Below are 13,522 nucleotides of genomic sequence, written 5' to 3' on the forward strand. Positions count from 1 at the left end.
GCGGAAGGAAAAACGGAGCGGATGCCGAAGCACGAGGTGGAGGGCAAGTGACGTTGCCGCAGGGCGCGCGTGAGCGCCGGGTGCGAACCGGTGGGATCGATCTGTGCGTGGTCGAGCTGGGCGATCCGGGTCGGCCGACGGTCGTCCTGGTGCACGGCTACCCGGACAGCAAGGAAGTGTGGTGCGAGGTCGCGACGCGACTGGCCGACCGCCACCAGCTGCACGTGGTGCTGTACGACGTCCGCGGCCACGGCCGTTCCGGCACGCCGAAGCCGCTGCGGGGCGGGTTCACCCTGGAGAAGCTGACGGACGACTTCCTGGCGGTGGCGGACGCGGTCAGCCCGGACCGCCCGGTGCACCTGGTGGGGCACGACTGGGGCTCGGTGCAGGCGTGGGAGTTCGTCACCGTGCGGCGCACCGAGGGCCGGATCGCGTCCTTCACGTCCATGTCCGGCCCGTCCCTCGACCATTTCGGCCACTGGATCGACAAGCGACTGAAGCGGCCGACTCCGCGCCGGGTCGGCCAGCTCCTCGGGCAGGGCGCGAAATCCTGGTACGTGTACCTGCTGCACACCCCCGCCCTGCCCGAACTCGCCTGGCGGGGCCCGCTCGGCAAGCGCTGGCCTGGCATTCTGCGACGGCTCGAGAAGGTCCCCGCGGGCGCGTACCCGACGCCGTCGCTGCCGTCGGACGCGGCCCACGGGGCGTGGCTGTACCGGGACAACGTGCGCAGCCGGCTGCGCAGCCCCCGGCCCGACGCGTACGCGCACGCGCCCGTGCAGCTCATCACGCCCCTGGAGGACAGATTCCTCTCCGAGCGGCTGTACGACGAGCTGGAGGAGTGGGTCCCGAGGCTGACCCGGCGCACCCTCGCGGCCGGGCACTGGGTCCCGCGCACCCGACCCGACCAGGTCGCCTCCTGGATCGACGACTTCGTCACCTCGGTCGAGCAGGAGCGGGCGGGCGAGGCGACGGGCCAGGGCCGGGGTCAGGACCGGGAGCAGGACCGCGGGTCGGTGCGCACGGCTGCCGCCGGCCGGTACGCCGAGCGCTTCGGCGGCCGGCTGGTGCTCGTCACCGGCGCGGGCAGCGGCATCGGGCGGGCCACGGCGTTCGCGTTCGCCGAGGCCGGCGCGCGGGTGATCGCCGTCGACCGGGACGCGGAGGCCGCGGCGCGGACGGCCGAGCTGTCCCGGCTGATCGGCGCGCCCGGGGCCTGGGCTGAGACGGTGGACGTCTCCGACGAGCAGGCGATGGAGAAACTCGCGGCCAAGGTCCAGACCGAACACGGCGTGCTGGACGTGCTGGTGAACAACGCGGGCATCGGGTTGTCGGGCTCCTTCTTCGACACGACGTCCGACGACTGGCGCAGAGTCCTGGACGTCAACCTGTGGGGCGTCATCCACGGGTGCCGACTGTTCGGCCGGCAGATGGCCGAGCGCGGCCAGGGCGGCCACATCGTCAACACGGCGTCGGCGGCCGCCTATCAGCCCTCCAAGGCGCTGCCCGCCTACAGCACCTCCAAGGCGGCGGTCCTGATGCTGAGCGAGTGCCTGCGCGCGGAACTGGCGGGCCGGGGAATCGGCGTCTCGGCGATATGTCCCGGCCTGGTGAAGACGAACATCACCGACACGGCGACCTTCGTGGGGGTGGACGCCGAGGAGGAACGGCGTCGCCAGAAGCGCTCCACGCACGCGTACGGGCTGCGCAACTACCCGCCGGAGAAGGTCGCGGACGCGATCCTGCGGGCGGTCCTGCTCGACGAGGCGGTGGTCCGGGTCACTCCTGAGGCGAAGGTCTCCTACGCCCTGTCACGGTTCCTGCCAAGGGCGTTGAGGGCGCTGGCGCGGGTGGGACCGCCGCTGTGAGCCGTAGGACCGGCCGGCAGCCCCTGCGCCCGCCTGACGCAGGCGCAGGCCGGGGTGCCCGCTCGTGTTCAGGCGCGGGTACGGGTGCGGGTGCCGGGGCGGGTACGGGGGCCGGGGCGGGTACGGGTGCGGTCGGTTCGACGAGGGTTCGGTGACGGCGAGTTGACCGCCATCGCGTCGCCCCGGCCGCCGTACCGCATCGAGACCCTCGCGCACCTCTCCGGCGCGACCGTCCGCACCATCCGCGCCTACCAGGACCGCGGTCTCCTGCCCCGTCCGGAACGCAAGGGGCGGGCCAACCACTACTCGGACGCCCACCTCGCCCGTCTCCACCAGATCGCCGCCCTCCTCGACCGCGGCTACACCCTCGCCTCCATCAAGGAGCTCCTCGACGCCCATGACACCGGCCGCGGCCTGGGCGGTGTCCTCGGCCTGGTCGCGGAGGTGGACGGGCCGTGGACGGACGAGGAGCCCGCGCGGGTCTCGCGCGCCGAACTGACCGCCCGCTTCGGCGGCGTCCCCGACGACACCGCGATCGCCGACGCGGTGGCCCTCGGCGTGCTGGAGCCCGCGCCCGGCGACGACGGCGCCTTCCTCGTGCCGAGCCCCCAAGAGCTGGCGGTGGCCGTCGAGTTGCATGCGGCCGGGGTTCCTCTCGGCGCGATCACCGCGCATCTGCGGGAGTTGAGGTCCCAGGTCGAGCACATCGCTTCCCGTTTCCTGGAGTTCACCGCCGAGCACGTCTTCGACCGCTACCTCGACGGCGCGCACCGTCCGACCGACGCCGACGCGGCCGAGGCGGCTTCGCTCGTACGACGGCTCCGTCCACTCGCCCGGCAGACCGTGGACGCCGAACTGGCGCGGGCCATGCGGCTGTTCGCGACCCTCCACCTGCGTCGGCACCTCGGCTCCGACGATCCCACGCCCGCCACCACGGGGACGCGTTCGGTGGCGATTCCCGCCGAGACAATGCAGGCCGTGGAAAGGCTGGTCGGTGTGGAGCACGCCGCCATGTTCCTCACGCTGGCCGCTGAACGCGAGGTGCGGGCAAGGATGTTGGACGGACTGTCCTCAAGCCACGGGAGCGCGGCCGACCTTGACGAACGCCGTTGAAACACCGGTTGGTTGTCCACAGAAACGCCAATTGGCCTGTGGATAACAGTAGTTGCCTGTGGATCAAACCTCAGCTGCAAAACAATGTGCGTGATCCGCGTCTCTCCCGCCATGCTGAGCGGATGAACGAGAAGGACCATGCCGAGAGACGCACCGTGAAGGTGTCGAAGTACCTCTCGAAGCACCTGCGGCACCAGCCCGAACGCATCGGCCTCACGCTCGACGCGGCCGGCTGGGTCGAGATCGACGAACTGATCGCGGCGTGCGCCGCGCACGGCTTCCGCTTCACCCGCGACGAACTGGACCACGTCGTCGCCGCCAACGACAAGAAGCGCTTCGCGATCGAGGGCACACGGATCCGCGCCAGCCAGGGCCACAGCGTGGACATCGACCTGGGACTGCCCCCGGCCTCCCCTCCGCCGTACCTCTACCACGGAACCGTGGGCCGCCACCTGGACGCGATCCGGGCCGAGGGGCTGCGCTCCATGAACCGGCACGACGTGCACCTTTCCGCCGACCGGGAGACCGCGACCCGGGTCGGCGCACGCCGAGGCCGCCCCGTGGTGCTCTCCGTGGACGCCGGGGCCATGCACCGGGACGGCCATGTCTTCCAGGTCAGCGCCAACGGGGTGTGGTTGACGAAGGCCGTGCCGCCGCAGTACCTGCGGTTTCCCGAACGCCACTGAGGTACCGGCCCGAATCGACGGATGGAGGTCTGTTCGGGATGATCACACCATGACTCACCTGCCCTCCACCGAGGCGGCCGTCACCGCCCTTCGCGCCATCGCCGCCGAGTACGCGCGCGAGATCGAGGTGACTCACGACATCGGGGCCGACCAGACCTCCCGGCGCACCTCCGCCGGCGTGGGCGTCGCCGCCGACCCGGACGGGTCACTGCCGCACGAGGCCTATGCCGAACTCGGTGGGCGCCCCAGCGTGAGCGTGCGGCTGTACCCCGACGACGACGCCCTGATCACCGTCGACGGCGTCGAGTGTCCGGACGTCGACCGCGACGACGTGCCCGCCTTCCTGCGCTCCCTCTACGACGGCCACGCGTGGGTGAAGGTGCGCCGCTTTCCTCCCGGCTACTTCCTGATGGTGCCGCTGCCGCGTGACCGCGTGCACAAGGAGTACATCCTGGGCAGGCTCAGCCCGTGGCTGAGCCGCAACGCCCGGTGACTGTTTCACGTGAAACCGGGCGTCCGCATACGCTCGACGACATGAGTCTGCGCCTGAGCACCGTGATCCTCCCTTACCGCCGCTGGCACGAGGGGGGCCGTTCCGCATGGACGCGGGCCGAGGAGCTCGGCTTCCACACCGCGTACACCTACGACCACCTGTCCTGGCGAAGCTTCCGGGACGGCCCCTGGTTCGGTGCGATCCCCACCCTGACCGCCGCGGCGGGCGCCACCGAGCGACTGCGCCTGGGCACGCTGGTGACCTCGCCGAACTTCCGGCACCCCGTGACCCTCGCCAAGGAGCTGATCTCCCTGGACGACATCTCGGGCGGCCGGGTGACTCTGGGCATCGGCGCCGGCGGCACCGGCTTCGACGCCACGGCCCTCGGCCAGGAACCGTGGACACCGCGCGAGCGGGCCGACCGGCTCGGCGAGTTCGTGCCGCTGCTCGACCGGCTGCTCACCGAGGACTCGGTGTCCTACGAGGGCGACCACTATTCGGCGCACGAGGCCCGCAACATTCCCGGCTGCCTCCAGCGCCCCCGGCTGCCGTTCGCGATCGCCGCGACCGGACCGCGCGGGCTCCGGCTCGCCGCCCGGTACGGACAGGCCTGGGTGACCACGGGCGACCCCAAGCTGTACGAGAACGGCACGCCCGAGCAGTCGGTCAGGGCCCTCCGCGACCAGGCCGAGAAGCTCGCCGACGCCTGCGCCGCACGCGGGCGGGAGGCGGCGGAGATGGACAAGGTCCTGCTCACCGGCTTCACCCCGGACCGAGGCCGGCCGCTGGAGTCCCTGGACGCCTTCGTCGACTTCGCGGGCCGGCACCAGGAGCTCGGCTTCACCGAGATCGTGGTCCACTGGCCCATCCCGGACTCCGACTTCGCGGCCGACGAGAAGGTCTTCGAGCGGATCGCCATGGAGGCCTCGGCGCAGCTGCGCTGACCCCGGCGTCCGGACCCGGCCGCGCCCCGCCCCGGCCTCCCGTGGGCGGGCTCTCGCACGGCCGTGCGGGCCGATGCGCGAGAATGACCCGGTGACCTCAGCGACTCGACAGCCCGTGACCCCGGCCGCAGCCCTCCCGCCGCGGCTGATCGCCACCGATCTCGACGGCACTCTGCTGCGCGACGACAAGTCGGTGTCCGACCGCACGGTCGCCGCGCTCGCCGCCGCCGAGGAGGCGGGCATCGAGGTCTTCTTCGTCACCGGCCGCCCCGCCCGCTGGATGGACGTCGTCAGCGACCACGTGCACGGGCACGGTCTCGCGATCTGCGGCAACGGCGCCGCCGTGGTCGACCTGCACGGCGGCCCGGGCGCTCACCGGTTCGTGAAGGTGCGCGAGCTGGCGCGGGAGAACGCGCTGGACGCCGTACGGCTGCTGCGGGAGGCGGCGCCGGGGACCATGTACGCCATCGAGCAGACCTACGGCTTCTACCAGGAGCCGGAGTACCCGAAGATGCACATGGAGATTCCCGATCACCTCGCGCCGGCCGAGCGGCTGCTGGCGCCGGACGCCCCCGGGGCCGACGAGCCGGTGCTGAAGATCCTCGCGTTCCACCCCACGATCGACCCCGACGCCTTCCTCACCCTGGCCCGGCTGGCCATCGGCGACCGCGCCAACGTCACCCGCTCCAGCCCCAGCGCCCTGCTGGAGATCAGCGGCCCCGACGTCTCCAAGGCCAGCACGCTCGCCCTGTGCTGTGCGGAGCGCGGCATCTCCCACGAGGAGGTCGTCGCGTTCGGTGACATGCCGAACGACGTCGAGATGCTCACCTGGGCCGGCCGGTCGTACGCGATGGGCAACGCCCACCCGGACGTGCTCGCCGCCGCCTCCGGCCGGACGGCCGCCAACAACGAGGACGGGGTCGCCGTCGTCATCGAACAGCTGCTCACCGAGCGGGCGTAGCGCTCACGACGCGTCGGACGCGCCGCGAGGCGTCGTGATCCTCGCGCCGCTGATCCTGCTCCGCGGAGCTGGTCAGCACCGTGCGCCGCTGATCAGCTCCGCGGCCTCCTCCCGTTCGGCCATCCTCCGCAACGGGCCCTCCACGAGGGCCAGCTCCGCGAACGGCCCCCGCTGCACCACCCGTCCCTCGTCCAGCACGATCACCTCGTCGACCGCGTCGAGTCCGGCCAGCCGGTGGGTGATGAGCAGCGTCGTCCGGCCCTCGGTCGCGGCCAGCAGGTCCCGGGTCAGCGCGTCGGCGGTCGGCAGGTCCAGATGTTCGGCCGGCTCGTCGAGGACCAGGACGGGGAAGTCGGCGAGCAGTGCCCGGGCGAGGGCGAGCCGCTGGCGCTGCCCGCCGGAGAGCCTGGCCCCGTGCTCGCCGACGAGCGTGTCCAGACCGTGGGGCAGACCGTCGGCCCACTCCAGCAGGCGGGCTCGTGCCAGCGCGTCCCGCAGGTCCTCCTCGCTCGCCGTCTTCCTGGCGAGCAGCAGGTTCTCGCGCACCGAGCTGTCGAAGAGATGCGCGTCCTGTGCGCACAGCCCGACGAGCGCGCGTACGTCGTCGCCGTCCAGGGACCGGGCGTCCACCCCGGCCAGCGTGTAGGAGCCCGCGTCCTCGTCCAGGAACCGCAGCAGCACCTGCGCGAGCGTGGTCTTCCCTGATCCGGAAGGCCCCACGACCGCGATCCGGCGGCCTCGGGTCAAGGTCAGGCCGACTCCGGTGAGCGCGTCACGCTCCTGCCCGGCGTACCGGGCGGACAGGCCCTCGACGACGAGGGGGAAAGGCGTCGCGGGGGCCTGACCGGGCCGCTCCGGCTCCCTTACCGGCTCGGGGGAGTCCAGCACCTCGAAGACCCGCTCCGCGCTCCTACGAACCCGCTGGCGGTACTGCACGGCCAGGGGCAGCCCCAGGACGGCCTCGAAGGCGGCCAGCGGGGTCAGGACGACCACCGCCATGGTCACGCCTCCCAGCCGCCCGGCGGCCACCGCCTGTGCGCCCACGAGGGCCGCCGCCGCGACGGTCAGGCCGGAGACGAGGGCGGTCAGCCCGTCACCGAGCGCGGTGGCAGTCGCCGCACGCGAGGCGATCCGGGTGAGCACGCCGTCGGCCGCGCGCACCTCGGCCGTGCGGGCAGGGAGGGCGCCCGCGACGGTCAGTTCGGCGGTGCCGGTGAGCAGATCCGCCGTGCGGGTGGCGAGCACTCCCCGGGCGGGGGCGAGCCGGTGCTCCGCCCGGCGCGCCACGGCGCCGGTGATCAGCGGGACGCCCGCTCCGGCTGTCAGCAGCCCCGCGGCGAGCACCGCCCCGGCCTCGGGCAACAGCCACGCCGTGAAGGCGACCGAACCGGCCGATACGACGACGGCCGCGCCGGCGGGCAGCAGCCAGCGCAGCCAGTAGTCCTGCAGGGCGTCCACGTCGGCGACCAGCCGGGTCAGCAGATCGCCCCGGCGGGTCGTGCGCAGCCCGGCGGGCGCCAGCCGCTCCAGCCGCCGGTAGACGGCGACCCTGGTGTCGGCCAGCATCCGCAGCACGGCGTCATGGGAGACGAGCCGCTCCGCGTAGCGGAAAACGGCCCGCCCGATGCCGAAGGCGCGGGTCGCCGTCACGGCCACCATCAGGTAAAGGACCGGCGGCTGCTGCGCGGCCCGCGAGATGAGCCACCCGGAGGTGGCCATGAGGCCCACGGCGCTGCCGAGCGCCAGGCTGCCCAGCAGCAGCGCAAGGCCGAGTCGGCCACGGCGGGCGCCTGCCACGGCGCGGACCCGGGCCAGGACACCGCCTCCGGGTGCTGGGGCGTCCATCCCGGCGTCACGCCCGGCCGCCGACGACGACGCCGCCGTCGTCGCTTCCTGCCGGGCGGGGGCGTCCTTGGGGGCGGCCGTCACGGGCCCGCCCGTCTCGGTCCCGGCGAGCCGTACCACCCGATCCGCCACCGCCAGCAGCGCCGGCCGGTGCACGACGAGCAGCACCGTCCGTCCGGCCGCGAGCCGGCTCACGGCCGTCACGACCTCCGCCTCGGTCTCCCCGTCGAGTGCGGCCGTCGGTTCGTCCAGCAGCAGGACGGGACGGTCCGCGAGGAATGCGCGGGCAAGGGCGAGCCGCTGCCGCTGCCCGGCGGACAGCCCGCTCCCGTCCTCACCGAGCACGGTGGCGGTCCCGGCGGGCAGCGCGTCGACGAACTCCAGCGCGCCCGCGTCCGCCAGCGCCCTGCGCAGGGCCGTGTCGTCGGCCCCGGGACGTGCCAGCCGTACGTTCTCGGCGATCGTCCCCGCGAACAGGTGCGGGCGCTGCGGCACCCACGCGATCTGCGAACGCCACTGCTCCAGGTCGGCCGCCGCGAGGTCGACTCCCCCGGCCAGCACCCGCCCCTCGGTCGGCCGCACGAACCCCAGCAGGGTGTGCACCAGCGTCGACTTGCCCGCGCCGCTCGGCCCGACCAGCGCCACCGTCTCACCGGGCTCGACGGTGAAGCTCACGTCCGAGACGGCGTCGCCGGAGCGTCCCGGATAACGGACGGTCACCCCCTCGAAAGCCACCCCACCCCCGGCCACCGCGACCGTTCCGGGCGTCGGAAGCGGGGTCTCCAACACCTCGAAGATCTGCTCCGCGGCCGCCAGTCCCTCGGCGGCCGCGTGGTACTGCGCGCCGACCTGCCGAAGTGGGAGATACGCCTCCGGCGCCAGCACGAGGATCACCAGACCGATGTAGAGATCCATCTCACCGTGGACGAGTCGCATGCCGATCGTCACGGCGACGAGGGCCACCGAGAGCGTCGACAGCAACTCCAGCGCGAACGACGAGATGAACGCGATGCGCAGCGTCCGCATGGTCGCCTGGCGGTACTCCCCGGTGATGCGCCGGATCGAGTCGGCCTGTGCCTTGGCCCGCCCGAACACCTTCAGCGTGGGCAGCCCCGCGACGACGTCCAGGAAGTGCCCGGACAGCCTGGACAGCAACCGCCACTGACGGTCCATCCGTGACTGGGTCGCCCAGCCGATCAGCATCATGAAGACCGGGATCAACGGCAGGGTCCCGACGATGATCGCGGCGGACACCCAGTCCTCCGTCACGATCCGGGCGAGCACCGCCACCGGCACGACCACAGCCAGGCCCAGCTGGGGCAGATAGCGCGAGAAGTAGTCGTCGAGGGCGTCCACGCCCCGGGTGACGAGGGCCACCAGCGAACCAGTGCGCTGTCCGCTGAGCCAGCCGGGCCCCAGGGCGGCAGTCCGCTCCAGAAGTCGCCCCCGCAGCTCCGACTTCACGGCTGCGCTCGCGCGATGTGCGGCGAGTTCAGTGAGCCAGGCGACCAGCGCACGACCGACCGCAACGGCCGCCAAGAGCAGCAGGGGGGTGCCCAGTTCGGCGACAGACATGCCGTGCTGGAACGCGCCGACCACCGCCTCGGCGATGAGCATGGCCTGCGCGATGACCAGCGCCGCCCCGACGGCGCCAAGACCGACGACCGCCACCAGGAAGACGCGTGTGGCGCCGGCGTACCGCAGCAGACGCGGGTCGATCGGTTTCACGTGAAACACCCTCTTCTCAAGAGCATGTTTCCTGTGAAACACGCTCTCTCCTCATGGGGTGTGTTTCACGTGAAACACACCCCAACAGGGACTCAGTGAGCGGACTCGGCGATGTGCTGCGTACCGATCCGCTTACGGAACACCCAGTACGTCCAGCCCTGGTAGAGCATCACCAACGGTGTGGCGACCCCCGCGCACCAGGTCATGATCTTCAAGGTGTAGGGGCTCGACGAGGCGTTGGTCACCGTCAGGCTCCAGTCCGCGTTCAGCGTGGACGGCATGACGTTCGGGAAGAGCGTCAGGAAGAGCATCGCCACGGCGGATACGATGGTGACTCCGGAGAAGGCGAACGACCAGCCCTCGCGCCCCGCCTGGTTCGCCACGAGGGCCGCGACCAGCGCGGTCACCGCGACGACCAGCGCGACCATGCTCTTGGCGTCACCGCTGTCGATCTGCGTCCAGAGCAGGAAGACCAGCGCGACCACGGCCGTCACGATGCCCACCTTCAGCGCCAGCTTCCGTGCCCGCTCGCGGATGTCGCCGACGGTCTTGAGCGCCGTGAACACCGCGCCGTGGAAGGTGAACAGGGTCAGCGTCACCAGGCCGCCGAGCAGCGCGTACGGGTTGAGCAGGTCCCAGACGTCGCCCACGTACTCGAAGTTCCGGTCGATCTTCACGCCCCCCACGATGTTGCCGAAGGCGACGCCCCACAGGAACGCGGGCAGCAGCGAGGTCCAGAAGATCGCGGTCTCCCAGTTGCGCTGCCAGTCCTCCTCGGGCCGCTTCGCCCGGTACTCGAAGGCGACGCCACGCACGATCAGACAGACAAGGATGAGCAGCAGGGGCAGGTAGAAGCCGGAGAAGAGCGTGGCGTACCACTCGGGGAAGGCCGCGAAGGTCGCGCCGCCCGCGGTGAGCAGCCATACCTCGTTGCCGTCCCAGACCGGCCCGATGGTGTTGATGAGCACCCGCCGCTCGGGCCGGTCGCGGGCCAGGAGCTTGGTGAGGATGCCGACCCCGAAGTCGAAGCCCTCCAGAAAGAAGTAGCCGGTCCACAGGACGGCGATGAGGACGAACCAGACGTCGTGAAGTTCCATGACTGTGCAGCTCCCTCGGCCTAGTAGGAGAAGGCCATCGGCTTGTCGGCGTCACGGGAGTCGCCGCCGATCTTCGTGGGCGGAGTGAGGTCGGCCTCGGTGAGCTCGGGCGGGCCGGCCTTCACGTACTTGACCAGCAGCTTGACCTCCACGACGGCGAGGACGGCGTACAGCGCCGTGAAGACGATCATCGAGGTGAGCACCTCGCCCTGGGAGACCCCGGGGGAGACCGCGTGACGGGTCTGCAGGACGCCGTAGACGACCCAGGGCTGGCGGCCCATCTCCGTGAAGATCCAGCCCCAGGAGTTGGCGATCAGCGGGAAGCCCAGGGTCCAGATCGCCGCGAGCCAATAGAGCCTGGTGAGCTTCGGTCCCAGCGCCTTCTTCCGGAAGAGCACCACATGCGGCACCTCGTCCTCGCCGACCCTCAGGTGCTGCGGCAGCAGGAACTTCTTCCGGGTGAGCCAGAGCCCGGCCAGGCCGAGCGCGAAGGACGTCATGCCGAAGCCGATCATCCAGCGGAAGCCCCAGTAGGCGACCGGGATGTTGGGCCGGTAGTCGCCGGGCCCGAACTTCTCCTGTTCGGCCTTGTTCACGTCGTTGATGCCGGGGACGTACGAGCTGAAGTCGTCGTTCGCGAGGAAGGACAGCAGTCCCGGGATCTCGATGGCGACCTTGTTGTGCCCCTCCTCGACGTCGCCGTAGGCGAAGACCGAGAAGGGCGCGGGCGCCTCGCCGTCCCACAGGGCTTCGGCCGCGGCCATCTTCATCGGCTGCTGCTTGAACATGACCTTGCCGAGCACGTCACCGCTGACAGCGGTGAGCAGGCCGGCGATGACCACGGTGACCAGCCCCAGCCGCAGCGAGGTCTTCATCACGGGGATGTGCTTCTTGCGGTACAGGTGGAAGGCGGCGATGCCGACCATGAAGGCTCCGCCGGTCAGGAAGGCCGCGGACATGGTGTGGAAGACCTGGCTGAGCGCGGTGTTCTGGGTCAGCACGGCCCAGAAGTCGGTGAGCTCGGCCCGGCCCTTCTCCTTGTTGATCCGGTAGCCGACCGGGTGCTGCATCCACGAGTTGGCCGCGAGGATGAAGTAGGCCGACAGGATCGTCCCGATCGAGACCATCCAGATGCAGGCCAGGTGGATCTTCTTCGGCAACTTGTCCCAGCCGAAGATCCACAGACCGATGAAGGTGGACTCGAAGAAGAAGGCGATCAGGGCCTCGAAGGCCAGCGGCGCGCCGAACACGTCGCCGACGAAGCGCGAGTAGTCGGACCAGTTCATGCCGAACTGGAACTCCTGCACGATGCCGGTGACGACGCCCATCGCGATGTTGATCAGGAAGAGCTTGCCCCAGAACTTCGTCGCCCTCAGGTACTTCTCGTTCTCCGTCCGCACCCAGGCGGTCTGCAACCCGGCGGTGAGGGCCGCGAGGGAGATCGTCAGGGGAACGAAGAGGAAGTGGTAGACGGTGGTGATGCCGAACTGCCAGCGCGCCAGTGTCTCCGGCGCCAGAGCCAGGTCCACGTCGTCACTCCTAACCTCACGCTCGTGGATCACGCTTGTGAAAGCGTTCACATTCACAAGCTAGTATGCCGCAAGGATTTTCGACATGCCAAAGGGGGTCCCCTTACCGGCGGGAACCCCCTTGAGGACAGGCCCTGACCAGCAGAAACCCAGAGGTCAGCGCATCACAGGTCCTTGCGGAACCCCTCCGCAGCCTTCAGGAAGATGTCGTTGGCCTCGTTCTCCCCGATCGTCACCCGCACGCCCTCGCCCGGGAACGGCCGCACCACGACGCCGGCCTGCTCGCATGCCCCCGCGAAGGGGACCGTGTGCTCGCCCAGCCGCAGCCACACGAAGTTCGCCTGCGTCTCGGGCACCGTCCAGCCCTGTGCGCGCAGCCCCTCGACCACGCGCAGCCGCTCGCACACCAGGGAGCCGACGCGGCCGAGCAGCGCGTCCTCGGCGCGCAACGAGGCGATCGCGGCCTCCTGCGCCAGCTGGCTCACCCCGAACGGCACCGCCGTCTTGCGCAGCGCCTCCGCCACCGGCTCGTGGGCGATGGCGAAACCGACGCGCAGGCCGGCGAGACCGTACGCCTTGGAGAAGGTGCGCAGGACGCACACGTTGGGCCGGTTCCGGTACAGCTCGACGCCGTCGGGCACCTCGGGGTCACGGATGAACTCCCGGTAGGCCTCGTCGAGCACGACCAGCACATCGCCCGGAACACGGTCGAGGAACCGTTCCAGCTCGGCCCGCTTCACCACCGTGCCCGTGGGGTTGTTGGGGTTGCAGACGAAGATCAACCGGGTCCGGTCGGTGATCGCGTCGGCCATCGCGTCCAGATCGTGCACGTCACCCGGCGTCAGCGGCACCTGCACAGCCGTCGCGCCGCTGATCTGCGTGATGATCGGATAGGCCTCGAAGGACCGCCAGGCGTACATCACCTCGTCGCCGGGGCCCGCGGTCGCCTGGACGAGCTGCTGGGCGACGCCGACGGAACCGGTTCCCGTGGCCAGGTGGGAGGCGGGGACCCCGAAGCGCTCGGCCAGCTCGCTCACCAGACCCGTGCAGGCGAGGTCGGGGTAGCGGTTGAAGGAGGCGGCCGCGGCCGTCACGGACTCCATCACGCCCGGCAGCGGCGGATAGGGGTTCTCGTTGGAGGACAGCTTGTAGGCCACGGGGCCACCGACCATGGCCGGCCTGCCCGGCTTGTAGGTGGGGACCCCCTCCAGCTCGGCGCGCAGCTTGGGGCTCGTCTCGCTCACCGCAGTCCTCCTCA

The 13,522-nt window shown here is 71.1% G+C and carries 10 protein-coding genes; 6 read left to right on the forward strand and 4 right to left on the reverse strand.

Annotated elements, in window-relative coordinates; translation table 11 throughout:
* The first annotated feature begins 47 nt into the window (after positions 1-47).
* From BG482_RS13560 to BG482_RS13585, 6 genes are all read left to right on the forward strand, one after another.
* Positions 48-1,868, forward strand: a complete 1,821-nt coding sequence (locus tag BG482_RS13560; RefSeq protein ID WP_069769252.1) for an SDR family oxidoreductase — start codon at positions 48-50, stop codon at positions 1,866-1,868.
* A gap of 162 nt (positions 1,869-2,030) precedes the next feature.
* Complete coding sequence (locus BG482_RS13565) at positions 2,031-2,981, forward strand: MerR family transcriptional regulator (RefSeq protein WP_079141786.1); 951 nt, start codon at positions 2,031-2,033, stop codon at positions 2,979-2,981.
* 122 nt (positions 2,982-3,103) lie between these two features.
* Positions 3,104-3,667, forward strand: a complete 564-nt coding sequence (locus BG482_RS13570) for an RNA 2'-phosphotransferase (protein WP_069769253.1) — start codon at positions 3,104-3,106, stop codon at positions 3,665-3,667.
* A gap of 49 nt (positions 3,668-3,716) precedes the next feature.
* Positions 3,717-4,160 carry a hypothetical protein gene (locus tag BG482_RS13575; protein ID WP_069769254.1) on the forward strand — a complete coding sequence of 148 codons (444 nt, stop codon included), beginning with the start codon at positions 3,717-3,719 and terminating at the stop codon, positions 4,158-4,160.
* Positions 4,161-4,201: 41 nt separating this feature from the next.
* Positions 4,202-5,104 carry an LLM class flavin-dependent oxidoreductase gene (locus BG482_RS13580; RefSeq protein WP_069769255.1) on the forward strand — a complete coding sequence of 301 codons (903 nt, stop codon included), beginning with the start codon at positions 4,202-4,204 and terminating at the stop codon, positions 5,102-5,104.
* Positions 5,105-5,177: 73 nt separating this feature from the next.
* On the forward strand, positions 5,178-6,065 hold the full coding sequence (locus BG482_RS13585; protein WP_176741368.1) for a Cof-type HAD-IIB family hydrolase: 888 nt from the start codon (positions 5,178-5,180) through the stop codon (positions 6,063-6,065).
* A 72-nt stretch (positions 6,066-6,137) separates the two neighbouring features.
* On the opposite strand, the gene cydD is transcribed toward BG482_RS13585, so the two are convergent.
* From cydD to hisC, 4 genes are all read right to left on the reverse strand, one after another.
* On the reverse strand, positions 6,138-9,638 hold the full coding sequence (gene cydD, locus BG482_RS13590) for a thiol reductant ABC exporter subunit CydD (RefSeq protein ID WP_069769257.1): 3,501 nt from the start codon (positions 9,636-9,638) through the stop codon (positions 6,138-6,140).
* 92 nt (positions 9,639-9,730) lie between these two features.
* A complete protein-coding gene (gene cydB, locus BG482_RS13595) occupies positions 9,731-10,735 on the reverse strand; it encodes a cytochrome d ubiquinol oxidase subunit II (RefSeq protein WP_069769258.1) in 1,005 nt (334 codons plus the stop codon).
* A gap of 20 nt (positions 10,736-10,755) precedes the next feature.
* Complete coding sequence (locus BG482_RS13600) at positions 10,756-12,264, reverse strand: cytochrome ubiquinol oxidase subunit I (RefSeq protein ID WP_069769259.1); 1,509 nt, start codon at positions 12,262-12,264, stop codon at positions 10,756-10,758.
* 164 nt (positions 12,265-12,428) lie between these two features.
* The gene (gene hisC, locus BG482_RS13605) at positions 12,429-13,508 is read right to left on the reverse strand and encodes a histidinol-phosphate transaminase (protein WP_069769260.1); all 1,080 of its coding nucleotides are present in this window, start codon (positions 13,506-13,508) and stop codon (positions 12,429-12,431) included.
* Between the last annotated feature and the right edge of the window lie 14 nt (positions 13,509-13,522).

Origin of the sequence: Streptomyces sp. LUP30 (genome assembly GCF_001746365.1) — a bacterium.
Lineage (GTDB): Bacteria > Actinomycetota > Actinomycetes > Streptomycetales > Streptomycetaceae > Streptomyces.